This window comes from Nocardia sp. NRRL WC-3656, assembly GCF_000720265.1.
GTDB lineage: Bacteria > Actinomycetota > Actinomycetes > Mycobacteriales > Mycobacteriaceae > Nocardia > Nocardia nova.
Genome location: NZ_JOJF01000003.1, coordinates 77,370 through 94,904 on the forward strand (window position 1 = coordinate 77,370; position 17,535 = coordinate 94,904).

10 protein-coding genes are annotated in these 17,535 nt (G+C 68.4%); 2 read left to right on the forward strand and 8 right to left on the reverse strand.

The window, feature by feature from the left end; all coding sequences use genetic code 11:
- Positions 1-3 precede the first annotated feature (3 nt).
- The 3 genes from IG65_RS0105490 to IG65_RS0105500 form a co-directional block, all read right to left on the reverse strand.
- Positions 4-867 carry an ABC transporter permease gene (locus IG65_RS0105490; RefSeq protein ID WP_030513726.1) on the reverse strand — a complete coding sequence of 288 codons (864 nt, stop codon included), beginning with the start codon at positions 865-867 and terminating at the stop codon, positions 4-6.
- On the reverse strand, positions 867-1,724 hold the full coding sequence (locus IG65_RS0105495; protein ID WP_030513727.1) for an ABC transporter permease: 858 nt from the start codon (positions 1,722-1,724) through the stop codon (positions 867-869). Before IG65_RS0105495 ends, IG65_RS0105490 begins: the two co-directional genes overlap by 1 nt.
- Positions 1,725-1,872: 148 nt before the next feature.
- Entirely contained in the window at positions 1,873-2,772 is a 900-nt protein-coding gene (locus IG65_RS0105500; protein WP_030513728.1) for a phosphotransferase family protein, read from the reverse strand.
- A gap of 208 nt (positions 2,773-2,980) precedes the next feature.
- Between IG65_RS0105500 and IG65_RS36425 the strand changes: the two genes are divergently transcribed.
- The gene (locus tag IG65_RS36425; protein ID WP_063833538.1) at positions 2,981-5,293 is read left to right on the forward strand and encodes an MFS transporter; all 2,313 of its coding nucleotides are present in this window, start codon (positions 2,981-2,983) and stop codon (positions 5,291-5,293) included.
- A gap of 43 nt (positions 5,294-5,336) precedes the next feature.
- On the opposite strand, the gene IG65_RS37615 is transcribed toward IG65_RS36425, so the two are convergent.
- From IG65_RS37615 to IG65_RS0105530, 5 genes are all read right to left on the reverse strand, one after another.
- Positions 5,337-5,501 (reverse strand): hypothetical protein, encoded by a 165-nt coding sequence (locus IG65_RS37615; RefSeq protein WP_156055498.1) that lies wholly within the window; start codon positions 5,499-5,501, stop codon positions 5,337-5,339.
- Between the two features lie 67 nt (positions 5,502-5,568).
- A complete protein-coding gene (locus tag IG65_RS0105515; RefSeq protein WP_051755416.1) occupies positions 5,569-6,264 on the reverse strand; it encodes a PAS and ANTAR domain-containing protein in 696 nt (231 codons plus the stop codon).
- Between the two features lie 108 nt (positions 6,265-6,372).
- Positions 6,373-7,320 carry an AraC family transcriptional regulator gene (locus IG65_RS0105520; protein ID WP_030513731.1) on the reverse strand — a complete coding sequence of 316 codons (948 nt, stop codon included), beginning with the start codon at positions 7,318-7,320 and terminating at the stop codon, positions 6,373-6,375.
- A gap of 179 nt (positions 7,321-7,499) precedes the next feature.
- A complete protein-coding gene (locus IG65_RS0105525) occupies positions 7,500-8,168 on the reverse strand; it encodes an HAD family hydrolase (RefSeq protein ID WP_030513732.1) in 669 nt (222 codons plus the stop codon).
- 153 nt (positions 8,169-8,321) lie between these two features.
- Positions 8,322-10,553, reverse strand: coding sequence for an MMPL family transporter (locus tag IG65_RS0105530; RefSeq protein WP_081879284.1), 2,232 nt, complete (start codon positions 10,551-10,553; stop codon positions 8,322-8,324).
- A 541-nt stretch (positions 10,554-11,094) separates the two neighbouring features.
- Between IG65_RS0105530 and IG65_RS0105535 the strand changes: the two genes are divergently transcribed.
- Positions 11,095-17,535, forward strand: a complete 6,441-nt coding sequence (locus tag IG65_RS0105535; protein WP_030513734.1) for a type I polyketide synthase — start codon at positions 11,095-11,097, stop codon at positions 17,533-17,535.

Consider the following 17,535-nt stretch of genomic DNA (forward strand, 5'->3'; position numbering starts at 1 on the left):
GGGTCATCCGGTGAACGTGATGGGGGACTGGAATCCCCAGAGGACGATGGTGGTGAGCATGTCGAGCGCGATGATCGAGACGAGGCTGGCCCGGATCGCGCGCCCCGAGCCGATGCCGACGCCCTCCGGCCCGCCGGTCGCGAAAAAGCCTTGGTAACAATGGATCAGGACGACGGCGACCGCGAAGACCATCACCTTGATCGTCGCGGCGATAACGTCCCAGCCCAGCACGAACTGATCGAAATAGTGGTTGTAGGTCCCGGCCGGCGTGCCGTGGATGGTGGTGACGATCAGGGAGCACGACAGATAGCTGAGAATCAGCGCCACCACGAAAGCCGGTGCGACGGCGATGATTCCGGCGATGACGCGGGTGGTCACCACGAACGGCACCGACCGCACGCCGAGCGATTCCAGTGCGTCGATCTCCTCGGAGATGCGCATCGAGCCGATCTCCGCGGTCATCCGGCATCCGGCCTGCGCCGCGAAGCCGACACCCGCCGCGATCGGCGCCAGCTCCCGCGTCACCCCGAACGCGGAGATCAGGCCGCTGAGCTGACCCAGCGACAGCAGGTTGAGCGCACTGAACGCCTCGATGCCGATGGAGGCGCCCATCGCCGCCCCGAGCAGCAACATCAGCGGGACCACGCCGCCGCCGATGATCACCGAACCGCGGCCCCACGTCATATCGGTGATCACCACGACCGTCTCGCGGCGGTAGTGCATCAGCGTGTAGGGCAGCGACGACACCACCTGCCACCCGAATCCGAGCACGAAGCCGATCGATTCGAACGGCCGCAGCGGATGGGCGCGAGGCCCCAGACGATGCACCCACCGCAGGCCCGCCGGCGCATACGGGGTCGCGGTCATCAGGCCATCCTCACCGGGAAGAACATGGTGACCACCTGTGTGATCGCGGTATTGAGCACGGTGACCGCGGCGATCGACATGACCACGGCCGCGTTCACGCCGTCGGCCACGCCGCGCGGTCCGCCCCCGGCTTCGAGCCCGCGCTGGCAGGCGATGATCACCACCAGGAAGCCGAAGATCAGCGCCTTGATCAGCGACACCCAGATGTCGAGGGTGGTGGTGAAGGCGCCGAACGACTGCCAGTAACTGCCCGGCGTCACCCCGAGCGCGGCGACCGCGACGGCGAAGCCGGAGGCGATGCCGACCGCGATGATCAGGATGTTGAGCAGCGGAGCGACCAGCATCATCGCCGCGATGCGCGGAACGACGAGACGCTGCACCGGATCGATCCCCATGACCCGCATGGCGTCGACCTCTTCCCGCACGGTTCGCGCGCCGAGATCGGAGGCGATGGCCGCCGAGCCGGCCCCGCCGAGCATCATCGCGGCGGCCATCGGCGCGCCCTGTTTGATCACCCCCAGCCCGCCGGCCGCGCCGATCATCGAATCCGCGCCGAGTTGGGAGACGATATTGCCGACCTGGGTGGAGACGATGACGCCGAACGGAATCGCCATCAGCACGCTCGGAATCGCGGTGACCTTGATCAGAAACCATGCCTGCGTGAGGGTTTCGCGCGTCTGAAACCGCATCCGCACCGCATCGCCGAGGCCTACCCGGATCGCATGGGAACCCATCTGCAGCGCCCGGCCGAACGTGGCGAGACTCGACAGCACCGTGTCGGAGAAGTTCCGGCGCAGTACCTGCGCCGCCCTGGGTTGCCGTCCCCCGAGGTGTACATCCAGATCAGTGGTCGACATCGAACCTCCGTCCGCCGAACCATGCGGCAGAACGTACCATATGATCTGGACCACATTCCAGACACCAATCCAGATGGGTGCTCTGATCTGTGGGCGAGACGTGTCGCGTGCTCGCGCAAGGGGGAAACCGCGTGACGGCCAGGCGGTTTCAGTGCAGGGGCACCCAGCCCGGCCACTGCCGCGGACCTTCATCGCCGCGGATACAGGCCAGCCGCCAGCGTGCCTGGTGGAGGTGAACCGGGTCGGCGACGGCGGCGCGGACGGCATCCATCGTCATCCGCAACTCGACGATGTCGCGCAGCAGGAAGAATCCCGGCCACCGCAGGACGTCGAGGTGGTAGGCGTTGCAGAACCGGGCGTACTGCGCGCTGGTGATCCAGCCCAGCGAGGCGTAGGCGATCGCGGTCGGTACCAGATCCCATTCCGGCGGGCCGATCGACATGTTCTCCAAGTTCAGCATCAGGACGTCGTGGTCGACGGTGGCGGCGAACTCGCGGCCCCAGGCCTCGCCGTGGATGACACACCACTGCATCCCGCTCGGCAGATCGGCCCACCGCCCGCGCAATTCGGTGAGATGCTCGCGCAGCCAGCGGCGGTCGTCGGCGGTGAACAGCTCGGCGGTGTCGATCAACTCGGCGATTCCGCGAAACGGCTGCAGCTGGCCGAGAGCGAACGTCGTCGGCGGCGCCAGGCTGTGCAATCGCAGCAGCGCCTGGGCCATATCGTCCAGCGCGCCGTGCTGATACAGCGGCGGAACCTGCCAGAAGGTCACCGTCCGGCCCTGGATTTCGAGCGGCTGACGCACGTCGGGCAGGGTGTGCGGCGCGGCGACGCCGGAGGCGGTGAGCCAGCGGGAGACCTCGATTTCCCGGCGCGCCTCGGGCCGATGATCCGGGTGGCTGATGCGCACCACGACCCCGCTGGGCAACCGGTAACCGGTACCCGCGCCGAACCGCACCTCCTGTGCGCCGCCCGCTTCCATGCCGGCACTCAGGCATGCGGCGCGCAGAACCGACAGGTTTCCGTTTCCAGCCAGCTGTGCGGTCATGCGCATACCCGAGTTCCTGCCGAATCCCTCATCCTTGCCCTCATTGTGAGGGATCGGCGGACCGTGCGACGCGGTTTCGCGCAACATCGTGGTTACCGATTACTGAGGTCGAGATCACGTCGGCGCGGCCGGGCACTGCCTCACATCCCTGTTAAGGTTTCTAACCGGAGATTCACTCCGCTTCCGTCTCGTGGGGAGGAAACCACCCGTGGCGCGCGTCAAATCCCGCCCGCACTACAACGTCGTCTTCGCGGTGCTGCTGCTCGGCATCTCCGCCTACGCGCTGCTGCAGTCGATGGTCGTTCCGGTACTGGCCCTGCTGATTCCGGCGCTGCACACCACGCAGAGCACCGCGACCTGGCTGATGACCGGATATCTGCTCTCGGCCTCGGTGGCGACGCCGATTCTCGGGCGGATCGGCGACAAGGTCGGCAAGGAACGCATGCTCGTCGTCACCCTGGTCGCGCTGACGGTCGGCTCGCTGATCGCGGCGCTGACCGAATCGGTCGGGGTGATGATCGTGGCGCGGGTGATCCAGGGCCTGGGCGGTGGCGTGATTCCGTTGGCATTCGGCATCATTCGCGACGAGTTCCCGGCGAAGAAGCTGCACGGCGCGGTGGGGATCGCCTCCTCGCTCATCGCCGTCGGCTCCGGGCTCGGGCTGGTGCTGGCGGGCCCGATCGTCGAACATCTGAACTACCACTGGCTGTTCTGGGTGCCGATGATCATCACCGCGATCGCCGCGGTGGCCGCGATCGTGTTCGTGCCGGAATCGCCGGTGCGCAGCCCGGGCAATATCAATTGGGGCGCGGCGATTCTCCTGTCGGCCTGGCTGGTGGCGCTGCTGCTCGCGGTGAGCAAGGGGCCGTCCTGGGGCTGGGGTTCGGCGCTGACGCTGGGCCTGTTCGCGCTGGCCGTGGTGGCGGCGGCCGCCTGGATCGTGGTCGAGCTGAAATCGGGCACCCCGCTGATCGATATGCGCACCATGCGCATTCCGGCGGTGTGGACCACGAACCTGGTGGCCGTGCTGACCGGCGCCGGAATGTACGCCATGATGACCTTCCTGCCGCAGCTGCTGCAGACCCCGAGAGCGATTGCGGGATACGGCCTGAGCGCCGGCATCACCCAGTCCGGGCTGTACATGCTGCCGTTGTCGGTGGCGATGTTCGTGATCGGCCTGTCGATCGGGCCGCTGGCGGCGCGCATCGGCCCCAAGGCGATCGTGCTGATCGGCAGCGTCATCACCGTCCCGGCGTTCGTGATGCTCGCGGTCGGGCACGACCGGAGCTGGGAGATCTACCTGGCCGGTGCGCTGCTGGGTGTCGGTATCGGGCTGGCCTTCTCGTCGATGCCGGCCATCATCGTCGCCGCGGTGCCGCCCGCCCAGACGGGCGCGGCCACCGGAATGAACGCCAACGTCCGCACCGTCGGCGGTGCGATCGGCAGCGCGGTGTCGGCTGTGCTGCTGACCTCGGGTGCCGGCACCGCGCACGGGCTGCCGGCGGATGCCGGGTACTCCCGGGTCTTCTGGTTCCTGGCCGGCGTTTCCGTGCTCGCCGCACTGGCGGCGGTGATCATTCCGTCGGTGCGCGCGCATGCGCCGCAGGCCGTCGCCGCGGAGTCGGACGGTGTCGCGGAGACGGCGGAGCTCTCGGAGCCGGAACCGGTTGCCGCGCAGCACGGTAGTGCGGTGGCCGCCGGGATCGCGGGTGTGTCGGCGCCGCAGGCGGTGGATCTGGCGGGCGACGACCGGGCCATCGGTGGCAGCGTCCGGCGCGAGAACGGCCGGCCGGTGCCGGATGTGGCGCTGACGCTGATCGACCAACGCGGACACCAGGTTTCGCGCGCCACGGGCGAAGCCGACGGCAGCTACCGTCTCCCGGCCCCGGCGCCCGGCAACTATGTGCTGATCGCTTCCGCCGCCGCGCATCGCCCGGTGGCCGTCACCGTCGTCGTCGGCGCGGTGGCCCAGACCGTGGATCTGACGCTGCCGAGTTCCGGTGAGCTCACCGGCACCGTCCGCCGCGCCGGCGATGGGAAACCCGTTGCGGGAGCGACGGTTACCCTCACCGACCCGCGCGGAGAGGTGATCGGGGCAGCGGTGACCGGCGGCGACGGCGGCTACAGCTGCGGCGGCGTCGCGTCGGGTACCCACACCCTGGTCGTGGTCGCCGACCGGATGCACCCCACCGCGGTCACCCTCACCATCCCCGACAGCGGACGGTTGCACCACGACGTCGACATGGAACCGATGGCGACCCTGGCCGGCGCCGTCCAGGCGCAGGGCAAGGCGGTCGCCAACGCCGAGGTGACCGTCCTGGACGCCGGCGGCGATCGGATCTCCACCGCTCGCACCGACCACAACGGCCGCTACGTGGTCTCCGATCTGCCCGCCGGGCAATACACCGTGGTGGCACGCGGATACCCCTCGGTGAGCAGCACCGTCACCGTGGGCGCGGGCCGGATCACTCACGATGTGGAACTCGCCTACGACGAGTCGGCATCCGTGCGCTGCGGCTGAGTCAGGCCTCGATCTGCGGGTGTGACGGCGACATCCCGGCCGTTCAGCCCAACACCACGAACAGCACCACGATGACGACCAGCACGATGACCATGGTGACCACCAGCAGGAGCGGGCTCTTGCGGTTGGTCACGGGCGAGTCGCTGAGCGAGACGTCCTCGCGCTCCGGATTCGCGGGCCGGCTCTGGTCGTCGAATCGTTCGGACATCGAGCACCTCCGGGTCTGCGAAGCGGTCGCTGCGTAATACCCGGGCGGTGCGTCGGCAAACTCGCCGCTAGCCGCCGACCTTCGCGCCGGGGATGCGGGTGTGCACGGTGAGCAGCAGGTGGTCGAAGGCGGTGATGGTCTCCGGTGCCGGCGGCGCGACGAGGGGAAGTTCCGCGATGATCTGGGCGGCGAGGTCACGCAGTTTGATGTTGGTTTCCTGCGAGCGCCATGCCAGGACCTTGAAGGCCTGCTCGGCGTTGATGCGGTACATGCGCATCAGCACGCCCTTGGCCTGTTCGATCACCGCGCGGTTCTCGATCACGTCGGGCAGCGTCGCGGACAGGGTTTCGCGTTCGTTCTCGGCGAGGGTGTCGGTGAGGTCGATGTAGAAACCGGCGGTAGCGGCGACCTGTCCGGCGTCGTCGAAGATCCGGTCGGCGACGACCATCACGTTGTGCACGGTGCCCGCGGTATCGACGAACCGATGCCGGCTGGAGAACGATTCGCCCAATTCGATCGCGCGGGCAATGGTCTTGGCGACCTCCTCGCGGTCGTCCGGATGTTTGTGTGCGAGCAGCAGTTCCGTGGTGGGGACGACTCCGCCGGGGGTGTACCCGTGCATCCGGTACACCTCCTCCGACCATTCCCAGCGACGGGTGGCGAACCAGAACCGGAACGACCCGACCTTCGGCATCCGGCCGGACGCGCTGGTCACGGGTGTCGTGTGGTCGGCACGGGGGTCGGTTCTATGCACAAGCATCATTATGCTCACGCGGGGTGCCCGCTGCCCGCGTTCGGACGCACAGTGGACTGAATCGTTCGTTTTCCGTCCTGAGGACGCCCTGTACCGACATATGCCCCGGTCCAGCGCTCAGCCGGCGAGTGTGGCGGCGGGTGAGCGGCCGTAGTGGCGGCGGTAGAGCGCGGCGAAACGACCGGGGTGGCCGAAACCCCATGTGGCGGCGATGCCGGCCACGCTGTCGCCGTCGTCCGCACTGCCCGCGACCAGGTCTTCATGGGCACCGCGTAGCCGCATCCGCTTCAGATACGCGGTCGGCGTCGTGTCCAGGTGCCGGCGGAATGCGATCTGCAGCGCCCGCACGGTCACATAGGCCGCCGCGGCGATGTCGGTCACCGCGATGTCCTCGTGGATGTGGGATTCCATGTAAGCGATCGCGCGGCGCACAGTGACCGGATGCGCGTCTCGGCGATCGACCGGGGTCGCCTCGAGCCCGGCCGTATTCGGAAACGCGTGCAGCACGGTCGCCGCCAGATATTGCGACGCCGTGGCCGCCACCAGTGGCGGCACGTCACCGTCGTAGGAGGCGGCGAGCTGTTGCATGTGCGAGATGACCGCGGTGAGCCGATGGCCGGCCTCCGGAGTGACGGTGCGATGGCTAGTGAGGGCCACCTCCGGGGTTCGGGGCCGATTCGCCGAGGCGACTCTGCCGAGCAGGGACGGATCGAACATCGTGATGGTGAAGTCGGCCCGGTGGACGACACCGGAGTACGGCAGGTCCGGCGGGGTCAGAATTCCGATCTCGCCGGGCCCGAACGTATCGTTGCCCGCGTCGACGTATTCCTCCTCGACCCATCCGGCTTCGACCCCGATCAGGCAGATCTTGTTCAGCGGATCGGCGTCGTAGCTCATATCGAATCCGAGTTCGAGCCGGTCGAGACTCACCTGGCCCAGCATGTCGCGCGCGATCCGGCTGCGAACCGGCACCTCCGTGGCATTGCCGATCTCCATGGTCGTGTAGTTCCGGTTCAGAAAACACTCGGTGGCAGCCAAGCTCTCGCTGTCGAACTCTTCTGTCATCGATCGGTGATCCTCCGCTGTGCCACTGCCACTGCCACTGCTCCGGGCACGGTCGCCTGGTCCAGGCCGCGCCGTGCGGAATTCGAAGCCTACTTGTCCATAGTGTTGCGACAGCGCGCATCGTGTCACCCGACGGTGACATGATTCTCGAGGCAGTAACGAACTGGCGCCGGAAACGATCAGAGAAGTGACGCGAGCGGGCTGCGATCCAGGTCACGGCGCAGATGGGCGACATCGTCGCAGACGTAGGCCGCACCGTCGGCAGTCAATTCGCCGCGGGATATTCCGCCGCTCAGGACGCCGATGGCCGCCACGCCCAGCTTCGTGCAGGCGCGCATATCCCAGACCGTATCGCCGACGAACACCGCTCGCTGCGGCGTGACCCCGGCCCGGTCCAGCGCCACCTGGACGATGGTCGGGTCGGGTTTGGCCGTCTCCACATCTTCGGCGCCGGTCACCGCGTACAACCACGACTCGGCATCGAGCAGGTCGCGCAATCGGGCCAATTCGTCGGGCGGTGCGGAGGTGGCGAGGACGACCCGCAAACCCGCGTCGTGCAGATGCCGCAGGATCTCGCGGGCGCCGGGCAGCAGGGTCAGCTCGTCGGCGCGGTCGAGGTAGTAGCGGCTGTGCAGATCGCTCGCGGCATCGGCGGTCTCGCTGTCGAGGTCGGGGGCGAGCGTGCGCAGCAGTTCGTCGCCGTCCATGCCGATACTGCGGTGGATCCGCCAGATCGGAACGTCCGCGTCGACCTCGCGGAAGGCTCGATGCCAGGTCACGGCATGCAGATAATTGGAGTCGACGAGCGTGCCGTCGATGTCGAAGAGGACGGCTGCGGGTTCGGGCACGGCATCTCCTTCTTCCGGTATAAGCCTGCGCGACGAGCCATTCGAGACCAGACGCCACTGTACCGAGGAGACCCTCGATGCGGCGGCGGACATCCTCGCCGGAGCCGGCAAATGGCCACTACCAGGGCGCCGGAAACGAAGTGGCCACAACGGTCACCGGTTGCTCGCCACCGGCGCGGGCAGCGAAGGCACGCCGTCGGTGTCCGCGAAAGCGTCTGTCCTGACATCGGTTTCGCGCTCTGCGGCCGTCCGCTCTCGTTCGCGGCGCAACCAGCGCGGTGCCCACCAGCAGGCGTCGCCGAGCAGGCGCATCGTCGCCGGAACCAGCAGCACGCGCAGGATCGTCGCGTCGATGACCAGCGCGGCCACCATGCCGAAGGCGATGTACTGCATCATCACCAGATCCGACAGCGCGAAGGCGCCGGTGACGACCAGCAGGATCAGGGCGGCGGCGGTGATGATGCGCCCGGTGTGGGCGACGCCGGCGCGGATCGCCTCGCGGGTGGACGCGCCCGCGGCTCGCGCCTCGACCATGCGGGAGAGCAGGAATATCTCGTAGTCGGTGGACAACCCGTAGATCACCGACACGATCACCACCAGGACCAGCGCCATGATCGGTTGCGGGGTGAAGCCGAGCGGCCCGGCGCCGTGCCCGTCGATGAAGATCCAGGTGAGGATGCCGACCGTGGCGCCGAGCCCGAGCAGATTCAGCGCGGCGGCCTTCAACGGCAGCACCAGCGACCGGAAACTCCATGCCATGAGGGCGGTGGTGGCGAGGAATACGAGGACGACCACCAGCGGTATCCGGTGCACAAGGGCGTCGATACTGTCCTTCTCGATGGCGGGTTGCCCACCGACGAACAGGGTGGCGCCCTTCGGCAGCGGCATCGAACGCAGGTAATCGATCGCCGCGTCCTTGTCGGCGGTGGGCGCGAGCACCGTTTGCGTGGTGAGAACGCTGGACTGCGCGGGCCGTTGCAGCCAGGCGGGGAACGGCGCCGCGAGGCCCGGGGCGTGGCCGGCCTCGGCCAGCACGGTGTCCGCGGCGGCGGGATCGTAGGTGATCAGCACCAGGTCGATCGGGTTGATGCGGCGCAGCGGGAAGATCTCGTCGAAGTGCTGCTGGGCCAGCCGCGTCGGATGGTCCGGTGGCAGGAACCGTTCGTTGATCGCGCCGAAGGCCAGATCCCGGATCGGCGCGATCAGCACCAGCAATCCGATGACCACCGAAACCGTTACGAGCAGCGGCCTTTTCATCACACGGTCGGCGATCCGCCCCCAGAGATTGTCCGGAACCCGGCCCGGTGGCGTGGTCCGGCGAAACCAGGAGACGCCGAAGCGGTCCACCCGGTGGCCGAGCACCGCCAGCATCGCGGGCAGCAGCGTGACCGAGGTGAACGCGGCCAGCGAGATGGTGATGATGGCGCCGTAGGCGAACGAGCGCAGAAATCCCTGCGGGAACACCAGAATTCCGGCGGCGGCCACGGCCACGATGGTCGCGGAGAACATCACGGTGTGGCCCGCGGTCGCCACGGCACGCCGCACCGCGTCGTCGACCTCGCGGCCGTCGGCGAGTTCGTCGCGGAACCGGCTCAGCACGAACAATCCGTAGTCGATGGCCAGGCCCAGCCCGACCATCGAAACCACCGGCGAGACGAAGGAATTCACCTCGGTGACGGTGGTCAGCAATCGGATGAGCCCCCAGGCGCCGAGGACGGTGAGCCCGCCGACGATCAACGGCAGCGCCGCCGCCACCACACCGCCGAAGAGGAAGAACAGCAGCACCGCCACCGCGGGGATCGCGAACAGTTCCATGCGCTGCTGATCGTGGGCCATGGTGTCGTTCAGGGCGCCGGCGACCGCTTGCCCGCCGGCGACCTCCATATTCACTCCCGGAACATCGAAGGCGTGCGCGACGGCTCGGAAGTTGCGCATCTGCTCGGTGGGGTTGTCGCCGTGGATGGCGATCGAGGCGAAGGCGTTCTCACGGTCCGCGGAGCCGAACACATCCGGGAGCGCCACACCCGTTCTGGTGGGCCAGTACGCGCCGTTCACGCGGTCGATCTGCCGCGGGTAGCGATCGGGCAGACTGTTCAGGCTCGCCACGATCGGCGCGGCGAAGGCCGGATCGTCGATCGTCGTGCCGGGCGGTGCGTGATACAGCAGCACCACGTCGGCGCTGTGGTCGCGCCCGAAGATCTGCTCGTGGACGTGCGCGGCCCGCACCGATTCCGAGGACGGATCGTCCCAGCCGCTGGAGCTGAGATGCGCGCCGAGGCCGAGCCCGTACCAGCCGAGGGCGAGCAGGCCCGTCACCAGCACACCGATCACCGTGAACCGCCGGCGCAGCACGACATCGGCCCAGTGATTCGATTCGGCGGACAAGTGCCGGCTCCCAACTGTTTGCGCGGATCGGTTCGGCTGTCGTTTCGCGACGCTCGCCGAGAGACCGGACCTGGAGTTTCGGCGGAATTTCCGGAAATTAACCGCCGTATCGACGTGGGGACGGCCGACAGCTCCCTCGAGAAAATGAGCGTTCGAGGAAAGATAGGACGGGTTACGCGCGAATTCGGCCTATGTACAGCGATTTACCGACGGATCATAATCGCGGTCCGTCGCTCTTGTGAGCGGTGAGCAAGCCCTCTGTGGGGCCGGGCCGGCCGTCGGCGATTGTACCGAATATTGGTGCGGCACTGTGGGTTCAGTGGCCGGTAGCCGGCACCGAACATTTCGGCGCAGCCGCTGGGCGGGATCACAAATTCGCCGCGCGCCGTTGGTTGGAGGGTCCAAAACTGCAATGAATCTCTTCCTTCCTCGATCACGGTCAATAGCGTGGGCGCCATCGGTCAATGCCCAGGACCGCAGAGAGACGAGTGAGTCGCCGAGATCAGCCGGTGGCCTCTGAACGCGAGACCGGAGGATATTCGTGTCGGATATTGCAATTGTGGGTATCGGCTGTCGATTCGCGGGCGGAATCGACTCGCCCGAGACATTCTGGGACTTCGTGGTCGACAAGCGCGACGGCGTGGTCGAGATGCCGGCGGATCGATGGGACTACCGCAGGTACTACGACCCCGAACCCCGCACCCCGGGCCGCAGCTACACCAAGCGCGGCGCCTTCATGACCGTCGACCCGTGGCAGTTCGATCCCGACTTCTTCGGGATCTCCCCGCGTGAGGCGACGGTGCTGGACCCGCAGCAACGCCTGATGCTCGAGGTCACCTGGGAGGCGCTCGACGACGCCGGGATGGCCGGCCGCGCGGCCGGTTCCTCGGTCGGGGTGTACGTCGGCGGATTCGTGGTCGACCAGTCCGTGATCGGCGTGGTCGGGCCGGCCCTGTTCCACACCGATATGCACACTCCGGCGAGCGCGTCCTACACGATGCTGTCGAATCGAATCGCCTACGCGCTCAATCTGGTCGGGCCCGCGCTCACCGTCGACACCGCCTGTTCGTCGTCGCTGGTGGCCTTTCATCTGGCCTGCCAGGCCCTGGACAACGACGACTGCCGGGTGGCCCTGGCCGGCGGCGTGAACGTGATGCTGCAGCCGGAAACCTTCGTGCTGATGTGCAAGGGCGGCTTCCTCGCCGCCGACGGCCGCTGCAAATCCTTCGACGCCTCCGCCGACGGATACGGCCGCGGCGAGGGCGCCGGCATGGTGGTGCTGAAGAAGGTCGACGACGCCGTGCGCGACGGCGACCGCATCTACGCCGTGGTCAAGGCCACCGGCTCGAATCAGGACGGGCGCACCACCGCCATCACGGTGCCGAATGTCGATTCCCAGGAGGCGCTGGCCCGCACCGTCTGTGAACGCTCGGGTCTGGCGCCGCAGTCGATCACCTACCTCGAGGCGCACGGCACCGGAACCCTCGTCGGCGACCCGGTCGAATTGCGCGCGCTCGGAAAGGTTTTCGGCGCCCCCGCCGGACGCGCCGAGTCGGTCGGCGTCGGGTCGGTCAAGGCGACGATCGGCCACACCGAGGCCGCCGCCGGAATCGCCAGTGTGATCAAGGCGGCGCTGGCCATCACACATCGCACGCTGCCCCCGCAGGGCTGGCTGGACAAGCAGAACCCGGATATCCCCTTCGAGGAACTGGGCCTGCACGTGCAGACCGAGGCGCAGCCGCTGCCCGTCGACGCCGGCCCGATGTCGGTGGCGGTCAACGGTTTCGGCTACGGCGGAACCAACGCGCACGCGATCCTGCAGGAATACGTCGGTACCGCCCCGGCGCCCGCCGTGCACCGCCACTTCGGCATTCTGCCCATCTCGGCCCGCAGCACCGCCGCGGCTCGCGCGCTGGCCGGACGATTCGCCGACCTGATCACCGCGGGAGCCGTCCCCGATCACCTCGCCGAGGCGGCGTGGACGCGGATGGCGCACCACGCGTTCCGCACCGGCGTACTGGTCGGTGACTCCACCGAGGACCTGGTGCGGGAGCTGCGCAGCTACGCGGCGGGGGAGGGACGCGACGCGTCCCGCACCATCGTGTCGCGCGCGGCCGAACCGGTCTTCGTCTTCTCCGGCATGGGCCCGCAGCACTGGCGGATGGGACGGGAACTGCTCGCGGCCGGTGGTGTGTTCGCCGATACCGCGGCCGAGATCGATGCCGAGTTCCGCGCCCTGGCGGGCTGGTCGATCATCGACGAATTGCGCAAGCCGGAGGACGAATCCCGCGTCACCCGAACCGACGTCGCGCAGCCGGCCAACTTCCTCGTCCAGGTCGGCCTCGTGCGCGAGCTGGAGCAGTACGGCATCACCCCGGCCGCCATCGTGGGACACAGCGTCGGCGAGGTGTCGGCGGCCTATGTGAGCGGCATGCTGTCGCTGCGCGACGCCGTGCGGGTGGCCTACCATCGCGCCCGGCTGCAGGCGACCACCGCCGGCACCGGCGGCATGCTCGCGGTGGGATTGCCGAAGGACAAGGCCCTCGAACTGATCGGCGACGATCCGGGCATCGATATCGCGGCGGTGAACAGTCCCAGCGCCGTCACCCTCTCCGGCGACGCCGACCGGCTGGACCTGCTGGCCGAAAAGCTCACCGAGGACGGCGTTTTCGCCCGCCGCCTGCGGGTGGAGGTGCCGTATCACAGCCGCCTGATGGAGCCGATCGAGGCCGAATTGCGGTCGGTACTCGCCGATCTGGAGCCCCGGACGCCGACCGTGCCGCTGTATTCGACGGTGACGGGTATGCGGGTCTCCGAGGCCGACTGGGACGCGTCCTACTGGTGGTCGAACGTGCGGCAGCCGGTCCGGTTCTTCGATGCCGTCGGCGCCCTGATCGGCGCGGGTCATCGGATCTTCCTCGAGGTCGGCCCGCATCCGGTGCTGTCGGGCAATATTCGCGAAGCCCTGCTCGGCGCCGATGTGCAGGGGACCACGGTGCCGACGCTGGACCGCGAACAAGCGGATTCCGACAGCCTGCGCCGCACGCTGATCGGCCTGCACGCCGCCGGTGTCCTCGACCGCGATCTGCTGTTCCCGCCCGATCGCCCGGCCACTCCGCATCTGCCGCTGCCTCGTTATCCGTGGCAGCGGACCCGCCTGCACTCGGCGCTGCCGCTTTTCGAACAGGCCCGCCTCGGCACCCCCGGCTCCTACGCGATGCTCGGCGATCCCGATGTCGAAGGCCGGCCGGAATGGCTGCTGCAGGTCGGCACCGAATTGCTGCCGTGGCTGTCGGATCACGTGGTCAACGGCATCAAGATCATGCCCGGGGCCGCGTATCTGGACGCGGCGCTGAGCGCCACCACGTCGCGGATCGGCTCGGAACAGGTTGCGCTGGAGGGAGTTCGGTTCGTCGCACCGCTGATCATGGGTGCCCCGGACGTACCGCTGGTGGCGCTGAGTATCGAGGAGGCCAGCGGCCGGTTCCTGATCCGCTCGCGTAGTGCCACCGGTACCGCGTGGACGGTGCACGCCTCCGGGCGCACCCTCACCGGCAGCCACGAGCAGACCACGGTCGATGTTCCGGAGATCGAGGTCGGCATCGACGTCGACCCGGCGATGTTCTACACGGGCCTGGCCGCGGCCGGACTGCAATACGGGCCGTCGTTCCGGCGGGTCACATCGGTGCGGGTCGGCCGCGATGTGGTGGTGGCGACCGTCGACGGCTCGATCGCCGCGGATTCCGGCCATCTGGCGCATCCGGCGGTCGTGGACGCCGCCATGCAGTGCGCGGCCATGCTGTTCGCCGACGAGCGCATCGACGAGGGCGTGATGGTTCCGGTCGGCGTGGGTGCGGTGCGCTTGCTGGCGGCGCTGCCCGAGACGGTGACCGTGGTGGCCCGGCGCGATCCGAACGCGCGGCTGCGTGCCGATGTGGATCTGCTCGACGCCGACCACAAATTGGTGGTCCGGCTGTCCGGCCTGCAGATCGGCGCGCTGCGGCCCGGCGACGATCCGCTGCACCGGATGGCCGACTTCTACTACACCGAGACCTTCGAGGAACGCGATCCGATCGACCCGGCCGCACTGGCCGAGGCCGGTTCGGTGAGTACCGTGGTGGTCCGCCTCGGTGAGACCGCACGGGCCGACCGGTTGGTGGCCGCGCTTCCGGATTCCCGCCTGCACGTGGTGGATTCGACCGGGCCGGAACTGGAGTCCGAGCTCGTCGAGCAGTTGCGCGCCGCCCGCGGCGAGCCGACTCGGCGGTTGCACATCTGCGTGGTCGCCGGTGCGGTCGCCGACGACGTGGCGCAATTGTGGACGCTCAAGCGCATCGCGGTGGCTGTCGCCGAATTCGTCGAACCGCCGAGTGAGAACGGCACTCCGCAAACGATTTTCGGCGATGGTCTCGTGCACTGCACCCTGGTCACCGAATCCGCGTTCGCCCTGCCCGGCAGTTCCGCCGTGCCCGACACCGGGCAGGCCGCACTGGCCGGCGCGCGGCGCGTCCTGCTCAACGAGCAGACCGCACTGCGCTGGCGGCTCGTCGACACCGAACCCGCCACACCGATCGCCGATCTCGTGGCGGAACTGGCGGTGCCAGGCGCCTTCTCCCTCGACAACAGCGACGAGGTGCTGTTGCGCGACGGCAAACGCTGGGCGACGGTGATCACCAAACCGCTGCCCGAACGGCTGGAAGCCCTGGACACCTCGGCGCCGGTGACGGATCCGGAGGCCAACTTCGAACTCGACATGCCGCGCACCCGGTTGCTGTCGGCACTCGCCTGGCGGGAATGCCCGCGCGTGGAACCGGGCCCGGGCGAAATCGAGATCCGGATGCAGGTCATCGGATTGAACTACAAGGATCCGCTGAAGGTCATCGGGTTGCTCGGCGAACGTGAGCTCGCTCCAACGTATTTCGGCACCGTGCCCGGTATGGAGGGGGTCGGCACCGTGGTGCGGGTCGGGCCCGGCGTCGAGGGCCTCGAGGAGGGGGATCTGGTCGGTGTGGCCGCCAGGGGCATGATGCGCCGCTTCGCGGTCGTGGACCGGCAGCTCGCGGTCGTCCTGCCCGAGGGCACCGATCCGGGGCACTGCACCAGCATCATCGCCTTCGGCACCGCCGAATACGCTCTGCTGGATCTGGCCCGGCTGGAACCGGGGGAGACGGTGCTGGTGCACGGCGCGGCCGGCGGTGTCGGCACCGCCGCGATCCAGGTCGCCAAGGCCCGCGGCGCCACCATCATCGGCACCGCCAGCACCCCGGAGCGGCGCGCGCACGTGCTCGCGATGGGGGCGGACTACGCGGTGAATTCGCGGTCGCTGAACTTCGTCGACGAGGTCGCCGCGATCACGGGCGGCGCGGGCGCCGATGTGATCGTCAGCAGCGCACCCGGTGAGATTCTGCGCCAGAACTTCAACGCCGCAGCGGAATTCGGCCGCATCGTCGAGGTCGGCAAGGCCGACATCTACACCGGTGGTCTGCTGGAACTGGCCAATTTCGACAAGAACCTGTCGTACTTCTCGATGGACCTCGACCGCCTGGTCAAGGTGAAGCCGCAACGGCTCGCGGCTCTGCTGCAACGGGTGTTCGAGAAGGTCACCGAGGGCACCTACCGCCCCCTGCCGTACCACATGTTCGACACCGCCGAGGTGAGCAAGGCGTTCGAGGAGACGCTGCGCTCGTCACGGCCGGCCCGGATCGCGCTGCGCATGGACGCGCCGGAACCGCCGGTGCGCCCGTCCCTGCCGGATGTCGAGATCAGCGACAGCGCAACGTATTTGATTACCGGTGGTTTCGGTGGGTTCGGACTGGCGATCGGCCGCTGGCTGACCTTGCGTGGTGCGCGGCGGCTGGTGCTGGCCGGGCGGCGCGGCGCGACCACCGAGGAGGCGCGCCGTCAGCTCGAGGCGTGGCGCGCGATCGGGATCGAGATCGTCGAGGAGCTGCTCGATGTGACCGACGCCGAGGCGGTGGCCGACGCGATCGCACGCATCCACAGCGCCGGCCATCCGCTACGCGGGGTGTTCCACGCCGCGGGTGCGGTCGCGGACAACAATCTCGCCAAGATGGAAATCGGCCAGCTCGAACAGGTCTATCTGCCGAAGGTGCTGGGCGCGCAGATCGTGCACCGGGCGGTCGCCGACGCGGGCATCGACCTCGACATGTTCGTGCTGTGCTCGTCGGGCGGATCGATGTACGGCATCTACGGCCAATACAGTTACTGCGCGGCCAATGTCGCGGTCGAATCGCTGGCGCTGCGCTGGTCGCAGGCGGGGGAGCGGGCGTTGTGCGTCGGCTGGGGTCACCTGTCCGGCGCCGGCGGCATGGCGGCGAACGAGACCTCCGAGAAATATCTGGACCTGGTCGGATTCGGCCCCATCGATATGGGCGACGCTACCGCCTATCTGGAACAGTGCCTGCGCCTGGGAGCCTCGCGCGTGGCCGTCATCCCGACCGATTGGGCCAAGCTCACCGGTACCTTCCCGCAGCTGGCTCGCACCGGTCGCACCGCCGCACTCGCGCGGGCCTCGGCGAAGGACACCTCCGAGCTGGCCCGGTTGCGTGAGGAGCTGGCCGCGATGGAGGAGTCCAAGCGCGGTCCGCACATCGCCCGGCTGATGGCCGGCGAACTGGCCGTCGTCATGGGTGTGGACGTCGACACCATCGATATGACGATTCCGGTGCCGGAGCTGGGTCTGGATTCGCTGATGGCGGTCGAACTCGGCGCACGCGTGACCAAGACGCTCGGCATCGACCTGATGTCGTTGCAGATGGGCCGCTCGTTCAGCCTGGAGCAGGCCGGACCGAAGGTGGCCGAGCTGATCCTGGCGCACGAACCCGGTGGGGCTCAACCGGAACCGGCTGCCCTGGCCGCGGCGGTGGACGGGACCGTCCCGGGCGGATCACAGCCCGCGGCCGAGTCGAACGGCCCCGACGCGCCGGCCGGTGCGGTCGCGGAGATGGCGGTAGTCGGCTGA

Coding starts and splice junctions, on each gene's coding strand:
- IG65_RS0105520 (WP_030513731.1), bottom strand. CDS start 7,320: ATGACAGAAGAGTTCGACAGCGAGAGCTTGGCTGCCACCGAGTGTTTT.
- IG65_RS0105515 (WP_051755416.1), bottom strand. CDS start 6,264: ATGATGCTTGTGCATAGAACCGACCCCCGTGCCGACCACACGACACCC.
- IG65_RS0105495 (WP_030513727.1), bottom strand. CDS start 1,724: ATGTCGACCACTGATCTGGATGTACACCTCGGGGGACGGCAACCCAGG.
- IG65_RS37615 (WP_156055498.1), bottom strand. CDS start 5,501: ATGTCCGAACGATTCGACGACCAGAGCCGGCCCGCGAATCCGGAGCGC.
- IG65_RS0105500 (WP_030513728.1), bottom strand. CDS start 2,772: ATGACCGCACAGCTGGCTGGAAACGGAAACCTGTCGGTTCTGCGCGCC.
- IG65_RS0105490 (WP_030513726.1), bottom strand. CDS start 867: ATGACCGCGACCCCGTATGCGCCGGCGGGCCTGCGGTGGGTGCATCGT.